Below are 19,296 nucleotides of genomic sequence, written 5' to 3' on the forward strand. Positions count from 1 at the left end.
GAGAGCCGGCGTATGGTGCGAGCCGGTTGGGAAGGATGGCTGAACTCGCCTTGGAGTTGCTCACTGAAGGAAGCGATGCTTTTGTGTAGGTGCAGCCGGCATCCCAGCCGTTATCGGGGGAAGGATATGAATGCGTATCCGATAAGTGCATACAGCTTCTGTATGAAATAGAGTGGTACCGCGTGGAAGGAATCCGCGTCTCTATCGTTATGGCCTGAGCGGCCTGGACGGTGGAGACGCGTTTTTTATTTCTAAGAAAGTTTGTCCTACGGAATTCCAGGGAGCCGGATTTTATTTTTTATCAGGAAGGAGAATGGTTTGTTATGGCATCATCATACAATCACAGCGCAATTGAAAAGAAGTGGCGCGAAAACTGGAAAAAGAATCCCGTAAATATCAATGACGGGAAGAAACCGAAGTATTACTGTCTCGATATGTTTCCGTATCCGTCGGGGAGCGGACTTCATGTGGGACACTGGAGGGGATATGTGATCTCCGACGTCTGGAGCAGGTATCAGATTTTAAAGGGACATTACGTCATCCATCCGATGGGCTGGGATGCCTTTGGCCTTCCGGCGGAAAACTATGCGATCAAGATGGGCGTTCATCCGGCCAAATCCACGGCTGAAAATGTAGCCAACATCAAGCGTCAGATTAATGAGATCGCCGCGGTATATGACTGGGATATGGAGGTCAACACGACCGACCCCGGATTCTATAAATGGACGCAGTGGATCTTTGTTCAGATGTTTAAGAAGGGGCTGGCCTATGAGAAGGAATTCCCGATTAACTGGTGCCCCTCCTGTAAGACAGGCCTTGCCAACGAAGAGGTGGTGAACGGCTGCTGTGAACGCTGCCAGACACCGGTTACGAAGAAAAACTTAAGGCAGTGGATGTTAAAGATTACCGCCTACGCGGACCGCCTGCTGGATGACTTAGATAAGCTGGACTGGCCGGAGAAGGTCAAGAAGATGCAGACAGAGTGGATCGGCAAGTCCTACGGCGCAGAAGTGGATTTCAAAGTGGACGGACGGGAAGACGCGATTAAAGTCTATACGACTAGGCCGGATACGCTGTACGGCGCGACCTTCATGGTACTGGCCCCGGAGCATGCGCTGGCGGCCGGTCTCGCCGTGCCGGAGACGAAGGAGGCGGTGGAGAAGTATATCTATGAAGCCTCCATGAAGTCGAATGTGGACCGTCTTCAGGATAAGGAAAAAACGGGTGTATTTACGGGCAGCTATGCCGTCAACCCGTTAAATGGTGCAAAGGTGCCGATCTGGCTCTCCGACTATGTGCTGGCCGATTACGGCACGGGAGCCATCATGTGCGTGCCGGCTCACGACGACAGAGACTTTGAGTTTGCAAAGAAATTTGATCTTCCGATTATTCAGGTTATTGCGAAAGACGGAGTGGAGATCGAGCATATGACACAGGCCTATACCGAGGCGAGCGGAATTATGATCAATTCCGGCGAGTGGAACGGAATGGAGTCTTCCGTCTTAAAGAAGGAAGCCCCCGTGATGATTGAAGAGCGCGGAATTGGTAAGAAGACGGTCAATTACAAGCTGCGCGACTGGGTATTTTCGAGACAGCGCTACTGGGGCGAACCGATTCCGATTATCCACTGTCCGCACTGCGGCAATGTCCCGGTTCCGGAGGATCAGCTTCCCTTAACTCTGCCGGAGGTGGAAAGTTATCAGCCGACGGGAACGGGAGAATCTCCGCTGGCTGCCATCGACGAGTGGGTGAACACCACCTGTCCAGTCTGCGGCGCTCCGGCCAGGCGGGAGACGAACACCATGCCGCAGTGGGCCGGTTCCTCCTGGTATTTCCTGCGCTATGTGGACAGCCATAACGAGAAGGAGCTAGTTTCCCGCGAAAAGGCGGATAAATATCTTCCTGTCGATATGTATATCGGAGGCGTGGAGCACGCGGTGCTTCATCTGCTCTATTCCAGGTTCTACACGAAATTCCTCTGTGATATCGGCGTCATCGATTTCGACGAACCGTTTACTAAGCTGTTTAACCAGGGCATGATCACCGGCAAGAACGGTATCAAGATGAGCAAATCCAAGGGAAATGTGGTATCTCCGGATGAACTGGTCCGTGATTACGGCTGTGATTCCCTGAGAATGTACGAACTCTTCGTCGGTCCGCCGGAGCTGGACGCGGAATGGGACGACAGGGGAATCGAAGGCGTCAGCCGTTTCTTGAACCGTTTCTGGAATCTCGTCATGGACAGCAAGGATAAGGAGACCGAACCGACGAGAGAGATGGTGCGTCTCCGCAATAAGCTGATCTTTGATATCGAACAGCGGTTTAACCAGTTCAATTTAAACACGGTAATCTCCGGATTTATGGAGTATAACAACAAATTCATCGAGCTGGCGAAGAAGACCGGAGGAATTGACAGGGAGACGCTCCGCACCTTTGTGATTCTGCTTGCTCCGTTCGCGCCTCATATCGGAGAGGAATTGTGGCAGCAGCTGGGGGGAAGCGATACGGTATTCCATGCCCAGTGGCCGGTATGCGATGAGGAAGCCATGAAGGAAGATGAGATTTCCGTGGCCGTGCAGGTGAATGGAAAGACGAAAGCGGTCGTAACGCTTCCGGACGGTACAGCCAAAGAGGATGCGATCGAGGCCGGCAAGGCGCTGGTTACGGATAAATTGACTGGGACGATTGTCAAGGAAATCTATGTGCCAGGAAGAATTATCAATATTGTTTGCAAATAGCAGTTACAGACACCCGGAGGCGGAAGCCGAAGGGTGTCTTGTGTTGTGAGAATAAATCAAACATAATAGTTTGATAATTAACGAACAAAAATAAAAAAATCAGAAAATATTGACAAATGAGAGAAAAATAGATATGATAATACTAGCAGATAATTGAGAACTTTGTTATAATAAACGGAGATAAGGAGGTATTTTATGGAGCAGTCGAGCGTAGGTTACCCATTGTTGCTTCTTGATAATGAGACTCTGGCCTATATACTGGGAGACGGGGATTTCCGGTTTGCAAATCTGACGTTTGATGAAGCGAAAGCTATTCTGGATATGAATGCGGAAGAGGATATTGCCAAATGCTTTGAAGACAAGGATTTGGAGAATGCCATTTACGAATATCTGGGAATTGAGCGCAGGACGTTCGAGTACCGTCCGGTCAGGCAGATGAAGGTAGGTCAGGATGGAATTGCATTTAAGCTGTACATTACACCATCCGGCACACAGCCGATCATTTTGGGGGAAGAAGGAGAGCAGGCTAAAAAAATTAAGAATGTGTACATATATTGTCAGCATGTTGTAAGATTAAAATAACGTAACAGTTCAGACGGCGGAAAAATCAGTGCAAAGGCGGGCGTTAAGCTTGCTTATAAGACCGTTTTTGCACTGATTTTTACATCGGATGCCGGCTTTTTCGGTCAAGAAGATAAGCCGTATGAACTGTTACAAAATAGCCGTTCAGGCATGACAAAAGGGACCGTACCGTGTATAATGACAGCATAAGATATGATAATCGGAGGAATTACGAATGAGACGATATCAGAAATATTTGCTGGTCATGACAGGGGCGGTCCTTTTTGCGTACGCCGGCGCCGCTGGAACGGCTGTGTATGGTCAGACGGATGGACGCTTGACTGGACAGGCCATGGTGGGAATAAACGGAAAAGGGGAGACAGGTCCTGGAATCGGCCTGAAGGATATCAACACAGAGGCGTCCGATAAGGAGCAGGAACTTATGGGAAACATACCGGCCGCCTCGGAAACGGACAGTCTGATCCTGGTGGTGGGACAGGGGGAGGCGGATATCAGCCTTTCCTATCATACGAAGGATGATAAGGGTATCTGGACGGAAGAATTTGTGACTGCGGGGAGATATGGAAAGAACGGAGCGACGGGCGATAAGAAGGAAGGGGATAAGAAGACTCCCCTCGGAACGTACCGTTTTACCATGGCCTTTGGCGTGAAGGAAAACCCGGGCAGTATTCTGCCGTATCACCAGCTGACGGATACCGATTACTGGGTGGATGACCCTGGCAGCAGCCATTATAACCAGCTGGTGGATTCCAGCAGCACAAAAAAAGACTGGAAGTCGGCGGAGCATATGGCCGCCATGGTTCCGTTCTACAACTATGGACTGGCGCTCGACTACAACAGTGACCGCGTGCCTGGGAAGGGTTCCGCCATCTTTCTGCACTGCATGAATGGAGCGGCTGACACCGGAACCTCGGGCTGTGTCAAGGTGTCCGAGGAGTACATGAAAAAGCTGGTGACGAGCGTCGATGAAGAGACCAGGATTGTCATTGTTTCCGATATCAGCCAGTTGGAGCAGGAGTAATGGCGTGAGTCTTATTTCCGTTTTGACAAATTTTTAGAAATCATGCGTAAGGTATCCATGCGTTTCCGTTCGGCGGGGCTCATTCCCCCGCTTAAGATCGAGACGAGCAGCTCCGTCTCCTGATCGGAAAAATGGATGCCTTTTTCATTGGCCTTTAAATTGAGAGTGAGGATCGTGGACATCAGCTGTTCCTTCGGCGCGGATTCCACCTCCTGGGCGAATGTAGTCAGCAGCTCAAGTTTCTGTTGGTCCATGCCTTTTAAGCGGGGATCCTGTTTCCAGTTGGTATTCATAGGGCGGTAAACTTCCTTTCTTTGTATGTAGCGGTGAATTAGTTCATCTGCTGCATGGCAGACATCATGAGCTGCATGGTCTCCAGACGGGACTGCTGCTCCTGAGGAATAAAGTTCTTGATCTGATCGAAGGACATGCGTCCGAACGGTCCGCCGGAGCGGTGAGGAGGCGGTGTCTGTGACTGTGCCTGCCTGGCCGTATTTTCAGTGGGCTCGGGATCCGGTACCATGGACCCGGGAACCGCGTCGGATACTGCTCCTGCCAGCTTAAAGCCCTGGAAAAAGTTCATGATCAGATCGATTAAATCCTGTTCTGTCGGTGTACCAAACGGTTTGATGGCGCCCAGCATATCGATGGGGGAAGCCGGCTTCTCGGTGTCTTCTCCTGTGGAGCAGATGCCCATGGCAGCCACCTCCTCGTCCTCAAACAGCTTTACGGTGCGGCGAAGCTCATTGAATTTGACAAAGAGAGAGATAAAACGCTGCTCGGTCACGCTCATATAGGGGAGGGCGGCCTTCATCATCTGTAAATGGTTATCACCGATTAAGGAATCCAGGTCAACTGGCTGGGAATTTTTTTCGTTGTTCATAACATGATATCCTTACTTTTCTTGTTGACAATATATGCGGCCGCATATATTAGTATTACAGGAGAGTGATAAACATGAGAAATCGTTTAATTATAGATGGCAATGCAGTATATGAAATTGACGACGAGTGCGTAAAGAGAAAACAGGGCAGAAATCCCGGCCGCGGGGGAAATGGAGAAAATCCGCTGGCCGCGCCGGGGCAGGAGAAGAATCAGAGGCGGTGATATACCGCCGCCTGCCCGGAGCGCGCATCCTGCCCGAAGGGATTTTGGTGTAACAGGAAATTGCCCTGTTACACCAAAAAAACTGCGGCCCGGAATATCCGGACCGCAGTCTTTATGTTTTGTGGAAATGTTTTCTCTGCATGTATTAGCAGCAGAATCCACCACCGCCGCCTCCGCAGCAGCACAGAAGAAGGATGATCCAGATGAAATCACATCCGTTGCTTCCGCCACAGCCACAGCCGCAGTTACTTCCGCCGCCGCAGCCGCAGCCGCCTCCGAAACCACCGCCGCCGCAGCAGCACAGAATCAGGATCAACCAGATAAAGTTGCATCCACTTCCTCCATTGTTGCATTCACAGCCACATCCACATCCACAATTTGTTGCTGCCAGATCACTCATATTTGTTCCTCCAAATAAATTGTTTACACTTAAATGTATGTGACCCTGCTTGCCACTGTTTCCACATTTTTCGTAAAATTTTAGAATTCATATGATTGAACTTATCCAATACTTGTGTATAATTAGTTACAAACGGGAAAAGAGGTAGATTATATGGAGAAATTATATTATAGACGGCCCTATGTAAAATCGTTCGAGGCGGTGGTGACAGACTGCCGGACGGGGAAGAACGGCAGATTCCAGGTGACTCTGGACCGGACAGGCTTTTATCCGGAGGGCGGCGGTCAGCCCGGAGATACCGGAAGCCTGGGATCCGTGAAGGTACTGGATGTCCATGAAAAGGCGGGGGAGATTATTCACGAGACCGATGGACCCTTAGAGGCAGGGACAGCCGTTACAGGTACCATCAATTGGGAGAGACGGTTTGGATACATGCAGAACCATTCGGGAGAACATATTTTTTCAGGACTGGTACATAAAAAGTATGGGTTCGATAATGTGGGATTTCATATGGGAAGCGAAGAGGTGACCGTTGACTTTAACGGAGTGCTCACGGCGGAAGAGCTGGAGGCGGTAGAAAATGAGGTCAACCGGAAAATCGCAGAGAATCTGCCGGTTCTGGAGCTGTATCCAACCGCTGGGGAGCTGGACGCCATGGAGTACAGAAGCAAGAAGGAGCTGACCGGACAGGTGCGTATCATCGAGATTCCGGACGGCGATGTCTGCGCATGCTGCGGCACCCATGTCATGACCACTGGAGAGATCGGCATCTTTAAGATCACCGGCATGATTCACTACAAAGGCGGTATCCGGGTTTCCATGCTCTGCGGTATGGACGCCCTTAAGGATTACCAGAAGAAACAGAAGACGGTGACGGAGCTGTCCGTGCTGCTTTCAGCCAAGCCGGAGAAAGTCACGGAAACCGTGGAGAAGTTAAAGAGTGAAAGCGGTATGAAGGATGGGAAGATCAACCAGCTGTATCAGGAACTGTTTGCGGCCAGAATGGAACAGCTTGAGCCCAGCCAAAAGCCTCTGGCGGTATTCGAGGAGGGGCTGGCGCCGATTCAGCTTCGCCAGTACTGCACCATGCTCTATGAGGGCGGCAGAGGAAGCGTGGTCCTGGTCTGCTCCGGTACGGAAGGCAGCTACCAGTATGCGGCAGGAAGCAGCAGTTCCGACATGCGGGAATTGAGCAAATACTTAAACAAAGAATTAAACGGAAAAGGCGGCGGAAGCTCCCTGATGGCCCAGGGTACCTTTCAGGCAGCGAAACAGGAGATTCTGGAAACATTTACAGAACGGGTAAAGGAGTAAATTTATGGAATTAAATGACAGCAACATAAAGAAGCTGCGATGGCTTATCGTATTTACCGTGGCGGTTGTAGTGATCGGCGTGAACTACCGGCGTGTTTTTGCGGTGTTTATGATGATTTTCGGGTTCATCTCACCGTTTTTACTGGGCGGAGTCATGGCGTTTATCTTAAACGTCCCCATGCGCAGGATTGAGAAATTGCTTCCCATGAAGGAAAATAACAGACTGCGCCGTCCGATCGGCCTGGTTCTTACCCTGTTGTTTGTGGTAGGTCTGCTGCTTTTAGTTATTTTCGTCGTTATGCCACAGCTGTTCGAGACATTTATGAGTCTGCAGAACAGTATACCGGTCTTCCTGGCAGGGGTGAAGAAGGGAGCGGAAGACTTATTTGCCCAGAATCCGGAAATCCTGGATTATATCAATGGAATCCAGATTGACTGGAAATCCTTCTCCGAGGATGTGATCGGATTCCTCTCCTCAGGAGCCAGCACAGTGCTGAATTCAACGATCACAGCGGCGGTCTCCATAGTCAGCGGCGTGACCACATTTGGAATCGCCCTGGTATTCGCGATCTATATTCTGCTTCAGAAGGAGACGCTTTCGGCTCAGATGAAGAAGCTGATGCGGGCGTTTCTGCCGGACCGGGTCACGGAAAATATTTTGTCAGTTGCAGATCTGGCATACAATACATTTTCCCACTTCCTGACCGGTCAGTGCCTCGAGGCGGTGATTCTGGGAACCATGTTCTTCATCACACTGTCCGTTCTGCGGCTGCCCTATGCGCTGTTAGTCGGAGTGCTGATCGCGTTTACCGCGCTGATTCCCATATTCGGAGCGTTTATCGGCTGCGTGATCGGAGCGTTCCTGATGCTGATGGTGAAGCCGCTCGATGCACTTCTGTTTGTGGCGGTGTTCTTTATCCTTCAGCAGATTGAAGGAAATTTAATCTATCCCCATGTGGTGGGCAACTCGGTGGGACTTCCGTCCATCTGGGTCCTCGTTGCGGTTACCATCGGCGGCAGCGCTATGGGAATCGCCGGCATGCTGATCTTTATTCCGCTTTGTTCGGTTCTGTATTCTCTGCTCCGCGGAACGGTTTACGCGAGACTGGAAAAGAAAAATCAGGAGCAGAAAAAGAACCGTGGAAAGGCGCAGCCGCAGCCGGAGCCCGGACGTGCAAAATGATAAAGCAGCCGGAAGCAGAACGATAAAATCGGTCTGCTTCCGGCCGCTTTATCCGGCAGGCTTTTCATACACGGGCCAGGTTTTATTCCCCCTGATACATGTACTTGATCAGGCGATCTGCGTCTTCCGGCTCATGGGCTACGAGTTCGATGCTATGTAACCTTACCATTTCCTACGTCTGGATTATAACAACGTTTTTCCGGGATACATGGTGAAAAGATTCCGAAAATGCCGGTTAGCCGGTCACTTTTATGTATAATAAGAACAGAAAATACGCATTGGAAAGGAAAGAGTGATGAAAAGAATCCGCGCATACGGGATTATTCCGGGCGAAATGGAGCCGGGACCCCTTAATAAGATTACCGATGTTGCAGGCGTGACGGTGGGCCATGCCACCGTGAATACAGCGGAGCACAAGACGGGAGTCACGGTGATTCTGCCGTGTGAAGACAACCCTTATAAAAACAAGCTGACAGCCGCCGCCTACATCCACAACGGCTTCGGAAAGAGCCAGGGGCTGGTTCAGATGGAAGAACTGGGTACGTTAGAGACATTTATCGCATTGACCAATACGCTCAATGTGGGCAAGGTGCATGACGCGGTGGTCGACATGATGTCGGAGCAGTGTGAGCGGGAGGGAATCCAGGTAACCACCATCAATCCAGTGGTGGGAGAGTGCAACGATTCCGGCTTAAATCTGATAAAAGAGCGGATCATCGGTTTAGAGGAGGTTCGGACGGCGGTCCGGGAGGCGAAACGGGATTTTGAAGAGGGCGCTGTCGGCGCCGGAACGGGAACCGTCTGCTTCGGCTTAAAGGGCGGTATCGGTTCCGCATCCAGGCAGTTTCCGCTCGGAGGAAAGACGTATACGGTTGGTGCGTTGGTGCAGTCGAATTTTGGCAGCACGAAGAATTTAATGATCTGCGGGGCGATGGTGGGAAGAGAACTGGAGAAGAAGACGAAGCCGGCTTTGCTGGACCGGGGATCCATCATGACTGTAATTGCGACAGATTTGCCGCTCTCCGACCGGCAGTTAAAGCGGGTGATTAAGAGAGCCGGAGTAGGGCTCAGCCGGATCGGATCCTTCATGGGACACGGGAGCGGCGACATAATGATCGGTTTTACGACGGCAAACCGGATTTCGGAAGAGAGGGAACCGGAGATCTTGACCATCCGGATTTTAAAAGAAAGCCTCCTGGACACGGCCTTTACGGCCGCGGCGGAAGCTGTGGAAGAAGCAGTATTAAATTCACTGGCCATGGCGTCGACAACAGTCGGCTATCAGGGGGAGATACGATACTCCCTGACGGACTTATGGCTGTCAGGACTCAGCACCGCGGATCTGGCAGCGGCAGATTCGATAAATTAATCGAAATCAACGTGGTAGTTCTTGTCCGCTATATGGATATCGATGCTGCTTAAGTTAAAGTTGTCCTCAAAAATCTGAAGTCTGTATTCAAAAAATGTATCATCCGTCTTCTTAGAGAAAAAGACGTAGGCACCCGGTTCCCTGTTTTCGATCTCGTCGCAGATTTCATTGTAAATTTCTTCTCCGTTGGCAGGGAACGGGCAGCCGGAGTTTTTGATCGTATCTTCGATGGTTCTGTATAATTCTTCCATAATAAAAATCCTCTCAATATTTATATTCTTGAATTTATGCTCTTGAATTTATGTTCTTGGCCCGCGCCTGCCTGATGTCGTCCAGAAGCAGTGCGGAAATGCGCAGATTGCCGCGGCCGCATCCGATGTCGATATCCGGCTTGTTGGCCCCGTGAAAGTCGGAGCCGCCGGTGGGGAACAGACCGTATTTGACGGCCAGTTTCTTGAGCTTTCCGCTTTCGTACTGATTGTTGGACGAGTGGTAGACTTCCAGGCCGGCCAGTCCGTCTTCTTTTAACGAAGCGACCAGTGCTTCCAGCCTTGCATCGCCGAGATGGTACTGGTATGGATGGGCGAGGACCGGAGACGCTCCGCAGTCGGTCAGGATCCTGAGCGCGTAGGAGGGCTCGATGGTCTCTTTCTTTGGACACCAGCGGCCGCCGTATTTTAAATACTTTTTAAATGCCTGGTCCATGGAGGAGACATATCCTTTTTCCATCAGGACGCGGGCAAAATGGGCCCTCGTGATGACCGTATCGGGATTGCCGGCGGTAAGCTCTTCCCTGGTCAGTACCATGCCGTTCTCCGAAAAACGGCGGATCATCTCGTCATTGCGTTTTTCACGGAGTATGAGGAGACGGTCGGTTTCCCGGAGAAACGCGGGATCATCCGGATTTACATACAGTCCCAGAACGTGGATCTCTTCGCCCTCATAGTGGCAGGAGAGCTCGATGCCGGGAATGATTTCGATGGGAAGGCCTAGGGCGGCCTCCATAGCTTGTGGGATGCCGGCAATGGTGTCGTGGTCGGTCAGAGCGATGGCGGTAAGCCCGTTTTCCACGGCCAGAGCGACGACGGCGGCCGGGGATAGCGTGCCATCCGAGGCATTAGAATGAACGTGCAGATCGATGAGTTCCATGAGTTACCTCCAATTTGAAATACTTTAGTAATACTATAGTAACATGTTTTTTACGTTCTGTAAAATGTTGAAAAACGACGAAAAATAATTAAGAAAATTCATAAATTTGTAATAGCATTTCCCACAAAGTATGGTATACTACTCAATGTAATATACACTATCATGTGAAAAGGTGAAATAGATGAGTCAGACAGGCAACAGACAGAGTGGAACATCAAGATCTTATTCCTCTCAGGGAACACGGAAGACAGGAACGGGAGCTTCCAGAAAGACAAGCCAGGGAAGCAGGGGCCAGTCCTCAAGATATAAGAGTTCCTACCAGCCGCGGGGCGGTTCGGGAAGGGGGTCAAAGCGGAAGAAGCGTCCGCAGTATGATATCACGAAGATTCTGCTGGGGATCATTATCGCGGTGGTTGCCGTGATCGTGATTATGGCGGCAGTGAAGTTCGTAGGAAGCAGGCCTGCCGAGGTGGAGACGGGCGAGACGACGAGCCAGCCGGAGCCGGAGCTTAAGAAGGAGGTTTCCGTAGACGGGATCTCCATCACCGGAATGTCCAGAGAACAGGCGAAAAAGGCGATTCTGGACAAGTATGAGTGGGGCATGAAGATTACGTATAAGGATGATACGTATGAGGTCGCCGATTTGCTGGAGACGAAGGTGGATACCCTTTTAGGCGATATCTATACGGGCGAACCGAAGGAAAGCTATACCCTGGATATGAACGGACTGGACGAAGCGGCCGCGGAAGAGGCCAAAAAGGCCGCCGCCAAGTGGGACGTGAAGGCCAAGAACGGTTCCGTATCCGGTTTTGACAAGGAAGCAGGGAAGTTTATCTACTCGGGAGAGCAGAATGGTCTGGTGATCGACCAGGAGAAGCTGGTTTCCGATATTCTGGCTCAGTTAAAGGATAAAAATTTCAGCGCTGTGATTGAAGCTACCGGCAAGGAGACGGCTCCAGAGATCACGGAGGCACAGGCCAAGGAGTTGTATCAGGTGATTGGAACCTATACCACCACAACCACGGCTAACAAGGACAGAAACAAGAATATCGAACTGGCTGCCGAAGCGCTTAACGGCCTGATCTTACAGCCAGGCGAGGAGTTTTCTTTCAATAAGGCCACGGGAGAGCGTTCCGAGGCCAAGGGGTATCGGCCGGCCGGTGCCTATGTAAACGGCGAATTGGTGGAAGAGCCGGGCGGCGGCGTATGCCAGGTTTCCTCCACGCTCTACAACGCAGTCATTTTCTCCGGTCTTACGACGACAGAGCGCCATGCGCACAGCTATGAGCCCTCTTATGTAACGCCGGGCGAGGACGCTATGGTAAGCTTTGGCGGACCCGATATGAAATTTATCAACACCTCTTCGACGGCAATTGCCCTCAGAGCCAGCTTTGCAGACAGGAAGCTGAAGATTTCCGTTGTAGGAATCCCGATTCTGGAAAAGGGAGTTACACTTTCCATGACCTCCAAGAAGACAGCGGAACTGGATGCTCCGGCGCCGGTTTACGAAGAGGATCAGACCCTTCAGCCGGGAGAAGAGAAGATTGTCAAGGCAGAGACAAAGGGAAGCCGCTGGGTGACGAATATGGTGACGAAAAAGGACGGCGTTGTGGTAAGCGACGAGTTCTTCCACAACAGCACATACCGCGGCAAGCCCGCAACAATCAAGCGCAACACATCAGGCGTGGTAGTCCCTGCCACGGATGAGTCTTCTTCAGGAGGCAGCACCATCGCCACCTCGGAGGGAGAGACATCACCTTCCGGAGGAACGGATACTCCGGCGCCGACAGCGCCGACCCAGCCGACTACTGCCCAGCCCGATACGGTACCCGGACAAGGGCCGGGAGAGCAGCCGACATCGGCACCACAGCCAACCACGACCCAGGCGGTACAGCCGGAGGGGCCGGGCGGAAACAGCTCGGGACAGAACGTAGTTCCTCCGAGTCCGCTGAGTTAAAGGACGATTTATGGACCGGATAAAATTTTTATCCGGTCCTTTTACTGGCCTAAAAACGACAGGCAGCCGCCTGCAGCGGGCAGTTCCCGGTGTTTCGCGGAATTGTTCCTAAAATAGTACGTAATTTTCCATTTTTCTTATTTGCAATTTGTTAAATAATTGTTATAATAGTAAACAGGTCACTATCCCTTCGGGGAACCAAACTATACAATATTCACATTTGTAGGAGGAAATCAAAAATGGCAAGAAAAATGAAAACCATGGATGGTAACCACGCAGCAGCACATGCATCGTATGCATTTACTGATGTAGCGGCTATCTATCCGATTACCCCATCCTCACCTATGGCGGAAGCTTCAGATGAATGGGCAACCGACGGAAGAACCAATATCTTCGGTCATACAGTACAGATTACAGAGATGCAGTCTGAGGCAGGTGCAGCAGGTGCTGTTCACGGATCCTTATCTGCAGGTGCGCTGACCACCACCTACACAGCATCCCAGGGTCTGTTATTAATGATCCCGAACCTTTATAAAATCGCAGGCGAGCAGTTACCGGGTGTATTCAACGTTTCCGCACGTGCAGTTGCGAGCCATGCTTTATCAATCTTTGGTGACCACTCCGACGTATACGCATGCCGTCAGACCGGCTGCGCAATGTTATGCGAATCCAGCGTTCAGGAAGTTATGGATTTAACTCCTGTTGCACATATGGCAGCTCTTGAAGGAAAAGTTCCGTTCATCAACTTCTTTGACGGTTTCCGTACATCTCATGAGATCCAGAAGGTGGAGACCTGGGATTACGAAGATTTAAAAGAGATGGTTGACATGGACGCAGTGGACGAGTTCCGTCGTCATGCATTAAATCCAAACCATCCTTGCCAGAGAGGTTCTGCTCAGAACCCGGATATCTTCTTCCAGGCAAGAGAAGCATGTAATCCATATTACGAAGCATTACCGGCTATCGTTCAGAAATACATGGACAAGGTCAATGCTAAGATCGGTACCGATTATAAGCTGTTCAACTACTACGGCGCTCCGGATGCAGAGCACGTAATCGTATCCATGGGTTCCGTAAACGATACAATCGAAGAGACCATCGACTACATGGTAGCACGGGGACAGAAGGTTGGTGTTGTGAAGGTTCGTCTTTACAGACCATTCTGCGCAGACGCTCTTGTTGAAGCAATCCCGGATACCGTTAAGACGATCTCCGTATTAGACAGAACAAAAGAGCCAGGATCCCTTGGCGAGCCGTTATACTTAGACGTAGTGGCAGCTTTAAGAGGAACCAAGTTCGATCAGGTTAAGATATTAACCGGACGTTACGGCTTAGGCTCCAAGGATACAACACCGGCTCAGATCGTTGCTGTATTCGATAACGAGACAAAGACACCTTTCACCATCGGCATCATTGATGATGTTACTCATTTATCTCTTGAGACAGGTGCTCCGCTGGTTACTACTCCGGAAGGAACAACCAACTGTAAGTTCTGGGGTCTTGGCGCCGACGGTACGGTAGGTGCTAACAAGAACTCCATCAAGATCATCGGTGACAACACGGATATGTACGCGCAGGCTTACTTCGATTATGACTCCAAGAAGTCTGGCGGTGTTACCATGTCCCATTTGCGTTTCGGACATAAGCCGATTAAATCTACCTATTTAATCCATAAGGCAAACTTCGTAGCATGCCACAATCCGTCCTATGTACGTAAGTACAACATGGTTCAGGAATTAGTGGACGGCGGTACATTCTTACTGAACTGCCCATGGGATGCAGAAGGCCTTGAGAAGCATTTACCTGGACAGGTTAAGAAGTTCATCGCTGATCACAACATCAACCTCTATACCATCGACGGTGTTAAGATCGGTATCGAAACCGGCATGGGCCCGACACGTATCAACACAATCTTACAGTCCGCATTCTTCGAGCTGACAGGAATCATTCCTGCTGAGAAGGCAAATGAACTGATGAAGGCAGCTGCAAAGGCTACCTACGGACGTAAGGGCGAAGATGTTGTTATGAAGAACTGGGCAGCGATCGATGCAGGCGCTAAGGGCGTTGTTAAGGTAGAGGTTCCGGAGAGCTGGAAGTCCTGCGGAGACGAAGGTCTTGACATGACTCACGCAACCACCGGCCGCAAGGACGTTGTAGACTTCGTTAACAACATCCAGGCTAAGGTCAGCGCTCAGGAGGGCGATTCCTTACCAGTATCCGCATTTACAGAGTATGTAGACGGTTCCACACCATCCGGTTCTTCCGCGTATGAGAAACGTGGTATCGCTGTTAATATTCCTAACTGGAATCCAGACAACTGTATCCAGTGTAACTTCTGTGCATACGTTTGTCCTCATGCAGTAATCCGTCCGGCTGCCATGACAGCTGAAGAGGCTGCACAGGCTCCAGAAGGAACAAAGATGCTTGATATGACAGGCATGCCTGGCTACAAGTTCTCCATGACAGTATCCGCTCTTGACTGTACCGGATGCGGCTCCTGTGCGAACGTATGTCCTGGCAAGAAGGGCGAGAAGGCTCTTACCATGGTCAACATGGAAGCAAACTACGCAGAATCTCAGAAGGTATATGACTTCGGTCAGACTCTTCCGATCAAGCAGGAAGTTATCGACAAATTCAAACCTACCACTGTTAAGGGAAGCCAGTTCAAACAGCCATTACTTGAATTCTCAGGCGCATGTGCGGGCTGTGGCGAGACTCCTTACGCAAAATTAATTACCCAGTTATTCGGTGACAGAATGTACATCGCCAACGCAACCGGATGTTCTTCTATCTGGGGCAACTCTTCACCGTCCACACCTTACACAGTAAACGAAAAGGGACAGGGTCCTGCATGGTCCAACTCCTTATTTGAAGATAACGCTGAGTTCGGTTACGGTATGTTATTAGCTCAGAACGCGATCAGAGACGGCTTAAAGGCAAAAGTTGAGTCCGTTATGAACTCTGAAGCAGCTTCTGAGGAAGTGAAAGCAGCATGCAAGGAATACTTAGATACCTTTACATGCGGCGCAACCAACGGTGCTGCAACCGATAAGTTAGTTGCTGCATTAGAAGGCTGTGACTGTGAGACCTGCAAAGCCATCGTGAAAGACAAAGATTTCTTAGGAAAGAAATCCCAGTGGGTATTCGGTGGTGACGGCTGGGCTTACGATATCGGATTCGGCGGTGTTGATCACGTTCTTGCAAGCGGCAAGGATATCAACATCATGGTATACGATACAGAAGTTTACTCCAACACAGGCGGACAGGCTTCCAAGGCTACCAAGACAGGCGCTGTTGCACAGTTCGCTGCCGGCGGTAAGGAAGTTAAGAAGAAAGACCTTGCAAGCATCGCAATGAGCTATGGCTATGTATACGTAGCACAGATCTCCATGGGTGCTGACTATGCACAGACCGTTAAGGCCATTGCAGAGGCAGAGGCTTATCCGGGCCCGTCCTTAATCATTGCTTACGCTCCATGTATCAACCATGGTATCAAGAAGGGCATGAGCAAGGCTCAGACAGAAGAGAAACTGGCTGTTGAGTGTGGATACTGGAATAACTTCCGTTTCAACCCGGCTGCTGAGAAGAAATTCTCTCTGGACAGCAAGGCTCCGACAGGAGATTATCAGGAATTCTTAAAGGGCGAGGTTCGTTACGCTTCCTTAGCTATGAAGAATCCTGAGAGAGCAGCTGATCTGTTCGCTAAGAACGAGGCAGATGCGAAGGAAAGATATGATTATCTGACAAAGCTTGTTACACTGTATGGTGATAAATAAGATTTGAAGGACTGCGCCCGGGCGGTATGCCCGGGCGTTTTTTTTGACACGAAAGAAGTCCTATATTTTGGGCGGATCCGGCGGATATTTTGTGTAATGTGATAAATTTCACGAAAATGGAAAAATACGGGGTAAAATGGAAAAATTTCGCTTGCAAATTCTTCGCACTGCGTGTAAATTATGTTGATGTAGCATCATGCTTTTGTGGTGCGGTGAACAGAAAATCTGAATAAACAAGTGAGGACAGAAAACGATGGCAAAGAAGCAGACAAAGGATATGACAACCGGCTCGCCGATGAAGCTTATATTGAGCTTTTTGATTCCCATGCTGTTCGGTCTGCTGTTTCAGCAGCTGTATAATATGGTTGATACCATTATCGTTGGAAAGTATCTGGGCGTGAATGCGCTGGCGGCGGTGGGATCCACCGGCTCGATCAATTTTATGATTATCGGGTTCTGCGTCGGTGTATGCAGCGGCTTTGCGATTCCGGTGGCACAGAAGTTCGGAGAGAAGAACGAGGTCGCGCTCCGGCGGTTTGTCGCCAATGGAGGCTGGCTGGCTTTGATCTTTGCGGTCGTGATGACAGCCGTGGTCTGTGTGCTGTGCAGGAATATCCTTATCTGGATGAATACGCCGGCGGACATTATCGATGGGGCATACTCTTACATTTTTATTATATTTTTGGGAATACCGGCTACATACCTTTATAATATTCTGTCCGGAATTATCCGGTCTCTGGGTGACAGTACCACGCCGCTTATTTTTCTGCTGATGTCCTCTATTATGAATATTTTCCTGGATTTCTTTACGATTCTCGTCCTGCATATGGGCGTGGCGGGAGCCGCATGGGCGACGGTGATATCTCAGGGCGTCTCCGGCGTTCTCTGCCTGCTCTACATGAGAAAGAAGTTTACGATTTTAAAAATGCAGGGGGACGAGTGGAAGCCGGATAAGAATGCCATGATGACGCTGTGCGGCATGGGAATTCCCATGGGACTTCAGTATTCCATTACGGCCATCGGAAGCGTTATCTTACAGACCGCGGTCAATTCCCTGGGTTCGGTGGCGGTTGCATCTGTCACGGCCGGAGGAAAGATCAGTATGTTTTTCTGCTGCCCCTTTGATGCCATGGGAGCCACCATGGCTACCTATGGAGGCCAGAATATCGGAGCCAGAAAGCTGGACCGTATCGACAAGGGGATCAAGTCCTGTATTATCATCGGTGCTGTCTATTCGGTGATTGCGCTGGCCGGGCTCTGGCTCTTCAGCGATGTGGTGGCTTTGCTGTTTGTGGATACGGGGGAAGTGGAGATTTTAGCGAATACGAAGCAGTTCCTGGTTGCCAACAGCCTGTTCTATTTCCCATTGGCCCTCGTCAATATCGTGAGATTCATGATTCAGGGGCTGGGTTATTCGAAATTTGCCATCATCGCGGGAGTCTGTGAGATGGCGGCGCGGTCCTTTGTCGGATTCTGTCTCGTTCCGGTGTTTGGATACGCAGCTGTATGCTTTGCCAATCCCATCGCCTGGGTGGCGGCGGATCTGTTTCTGCTTCCGGCCTATCGCCATGTGATGGGGCGTCTGCGCAGGCTTATGGGCAGAAATAATCAAAATGGGGACGCAGTTACGGCCTCTTAGAAAATATTTTACATAATTTAAGATAAATTTGCTCCGGTACAGGCACTGGGAAGATAAGGTGGAATAAACTTAAAGTATAATAAACATAAAAGAGGGGCAATATGGACACTTTATCTTATATGCAGAATGATGAAGATACACCCGTGATTCCGCTGCCAAACCCAGGCGAGGGCGGACCGGTACCGGATGGAGAAGACGAGAGAAATTTCCCGGTAGCTCCGCTGCCGAATCCAGGCGAAGGCGGGCCGATTCCTGATTTTGACGAGAGCCAGACTCCGGTGATTCCGCTGCCAAACCCCGGAGAGGGCGGACCGATTCCAACGTTTCCCGAGAGACCGAACAATGGCATCTGGGGTTCGATCATCACCGTTTTCCCGAGACCGATCATTCCCTGTTACTTCTGCAATACCACTCAGTACGGCGTCGTACGGTTCTTAAATGCCGCCGCCGGATATAATCCATTCATAATTTACATCAACAATCAGATGGTGGTAAACGGTCTGGACAACGCGGAGGTCAGCCAGTACGGCCGCGTATCCGCCGGCATGCAGACCGTCACCGTATCGGGACAGAACGGCTACGTCTACATCCAGAAGCAGATCAACGTTCCGTTAAACGGTGCAGTTACCGTAGCCATCATCAATACGAATACCGGCCTGGATTTAATGGAGATCACGGATATGAACTGCAACGGCGGAGTGAATACAGGATGCTTCCGTGTATGCAACTTATCCAATACGAACCGCAGCGTCAACGTCACCCTGAACGGCGGCGCGGTTACCTTCCGCAATGTGAATTACCGCGAGGTGACCAGCTTCCGATATCTGCCGGCCGGATACTATACGGTTTCCGTCTCCAACAGCTCGGCGTTTGCGGGAAGCCCGCTTCTGACCTCCAATATCTATATCAGAGGAAATGTCTCCTATACACTCTATGTGTTTAACTGGAACAATTCTCAGGATGCGATCCGGATTCTGATTGTGGAAGACAGACGAAATTAATGGATGACTCCTGTTACTGTTTTTTTTGCACCTCCGGTTGACAAACCGGGGGTGTTCGTG

General features: G+C 50.4%; 17 protein-coding genes and 1 other annotated feature (1 of these 18 running past the window's edge). Of the genes, 12 read left to right on the plus strand and 5 right to left on the minus strand.

Annotated elements, in window-relative coordinates; translation table 11 throughout:
- Positions 1-206, plus strand: a binding site (T-box leader); it begins 43 nt to the left of the window's first position.
- 117 nt (positions 207-323) lie between these two features.
- The 3 genes from leuS to M1L66_RS12930 all read left to right on the plus strand — a co-directional run bounded on the left by leuS (position 324) and on the right by M1L66_RS12930 (position 4,341).
- Entirely contained in the window at positions 324-2,738 is a 2,415-nt protein-coding gene (gene leuS / locus M1L66_RS12920) for a leucine--tRNA ligase (protein WP_434693421.1), read from the plus strand.
- Positions 2,739-2,933: 195 nt separating this feature from the next.
- A complete protein-coding gene (locus M1L66_RS12925; protein WP_002600082.1) occupies positions 2,934-3,320 on the plus strand; it encodes a hypothetical protein in 387 nt (128 codons plus the stop codon).
- 214 nt (positions 3,321-3,534) lie between these two features.
- Positions 3,535-4,341, plus strand: coding sequence for a L,D-transpeptidase family protein (locus tag M1L66_RS12930; RefSeq protein ID WP_187020819.1), 807 nt, complete (start codon positions 3,535-3,537; stop codon positions 4,339-4,341).
- 11 nt (positions 4,342-4,352) lie between these two features.
- On the opposite strand, the gene M1L66_RS12935 is transcribed toward M1L66_RS12930, so the two are convergent.
- Both M1L66_RS12935 and M1L66_RS12940 read right to left on the minus strand, forming a co-directional pair.
- Positions 4,353-4,634, minus strand: a complete 282-nt coding sequence (locus M1L66_RS12935; protein WP_187020818.1) for a hypothetical protein — start codon at positions 4,632-4,634, stop codon at positions 4,353-4,355.
- 38 nt (positions 4,635-4,672) lie between these two features.
- The gene (locus tag M1L66_RS12940) at positions 4,673-5,224 is read right to left on the minus strand and encodes a hypothetical protein (RefSeq protein WP_055655798.1); all 552 of its coding nucleotides are present in this window, start codon (positions 5,222-5,224) and stop codon (positions 4,673-4,675) included.
- Between the two features lie 74 nt (positions 5,225-5,298).
- On the opposite strand from M1L66_RS12940, the gene M1L66_RS12945 reads away from it, so the two are divergent.
- Positions 5,299-5,448, plus strand: coding sequence for a hypothetical protein (locus M1L66_RS12945; RefSeq protein WP_167437694.1), 150 nt, complete (start codon positions 5,299-5,301; stop codon positions 5,446-5,448).
- A 145-nt stretch (positions 5,449-5,593) separates the two neighbouring features.
- On the opposite strand, the gene M1L66_RS12950 is transcribed toward M1L66_RS12945, so the two are convergent.
- Positions 5,594-5,848, minus strand: a complete 255-nt coding sequence (locus M1L66_RS12950; RefSeq protein WP_081034236.1) for a keratin associated protein 6-2-like protein — start codon at positions 5,846-5,848, stop codon at positions 5,594-5,596.
- Positions 5,849-6,001: 153 nt separating this feature from the next.
- On the opposite strand from M1L66_RS12950, the gene M1L66_RS12955 reads away from it, so the two are divergent.
- The 4 genes from M1L66_RS12955 (at position 6,002) to M1L66_RS12970 (ending at position 9,714) form a co-directional block, all read left to right on the plus strand.
- Entirely contained in the window at positions 6,002-7,162 is a 1,161-nt protein-coding gene (locus tag M1L66_RS12955; RefSeq protein WP_434693427.1) for an alanyl-tRNA editing protein, read from the plus strand.
- Between the two features lie 4 nt (positions 7,163-7,166).
- Positions 7,167-8,345, plus strand: a complete 1,179-nt coding sequence (locus M1L66_RS12960; protein WP_187020814.1) for an AI-2E family transporter — start codon at positions 7,167-7,169, stop codon at positions 8,343-8,345.
- Complete coding sequence (locus tag M1L66_RS12965) at positions 8,335-8,505, plus strand: hypothetical protein (RefSeq protein ID WP_434693429.1); 171 nt, start codon at positions 8,335-8,337, stop codon at positions 8,503-8,505. The genes M1L66_RS12960 and M1L66_RS12965 overlap by 11 nt, the downstream gene beginning before the upstream one ends.
- Positions 8,506-8,640: 135 nt before the next feature.
- The gene (locus tag M1L66_RS12970) at positions 8,641-9,714 is read left to right on the plus strand and encodes a P1 family peptidase (RefSeq protein ID WP_187020811.1); all 1,074 of its coding nucleotides are present in this window, start codon (positions 8,641-8,643) and stop codon (positions 9,712-9,714) included.
- Here the strand turns inward: M1L66_RS12970 and M1L66_RS12975 are convergent.
- Both M1L66_RS12975 and M1L66_RS12980 read right to left on the minus strand, forming a co-directional pair.
- Entirely contained in the window at positions 9,711-9,965 is a 255-nt protein-coding gene (locus tag M1L66_RS12975) for a hypothetical protein (RefSeq protein ID WP_187020809.1), read from the minus strand. The two genes, M1L66_RS12970 and M1L66_RS12975, sit on opposite strands and share 4 nt — an antisense overlap.
- 34 nt (positions 9,966-9,999) lie before the next feature.
- Positions 10,000-10,863, minus strand: coding sequence for a PHP domain-containing protein (locus M1L66_RS12980; protein WP_434693433.1), 864 nt, complete (start codon positions 10,861-10,863; stop codon positions 10,000-10,002).
- 181 nt (positions 10,864-11,044) lie between these two features.
- On the opposite strand from M1L66_RS12980, the gene M1L66_RS12985 reads away from it, so the two are divergent.
- The 4 genes from M1L66_RS12985 (at position 11,045) to M1L66_RS13000 (ending at position 19,236) form a co-directional block, all read left to right on the plus strand.
- On the plus strand, positions 11,045-12,820 hold the full coding sequence (locus tag M1L66_RS12985; RefSeq protein ID WP_187020805.1) for a VanW family protein: 1,776 nt from the start codon (positions 11,045-11,047) through the stop codon (positions 12,818-12,820).
- Between the two features lie 239 nt (positions 12,821-13,059).
- The gene (gene nifJ, locus M1L66_RS12990; protein ID WP_187020803.1) at positions 13,060-16,596 is read left to right on the plus strand and encodes a pyruvate:ferredoxin (flavodoxin) oxidoreductase; all 3,537 of its coding nucleotides are present in this window, start codon (positions 13,060-13,062) and stop codon (positions 16,594-16,596) included.
- A gap of 253 nt (positions 16,597-16,849) precedes the next feature.
- Positions 16,850-18,235: an MATE family efflux transporter gene (locus M1L66_RS12995; protein ID WP_187020801.1), complete on the plus strand. Its 1,386-nt coding sequence runs from the start codon at positions 16,850-16,852 to the stop codon at positions 18,233-18,235.
- A 101-nt stretch (positions 18,236-18,336) separates the two neighbouring features.
- Complete coding sequence (locus M1L66_RS13000) at positions 18,337-19,236, plus strand: DUF4397 domain-containing protein (RefSeq protein WP_187020799.1); 900 nt, start codon at positions 18,337-18,339, stop codon at positions 19,234-19,236.
- Positions 19,237-19,296: the final 60 nt, after the last annotated feature.

The organism is Hungatella sp. SB206, from assembly GCF_051132295.1.
GTDB classification, from domain to species: Bacteria; Bacillota; Clostridia; order Lachnospirales; family Lachnospiraceae; genus Hungatella; species Hungatella effluvii.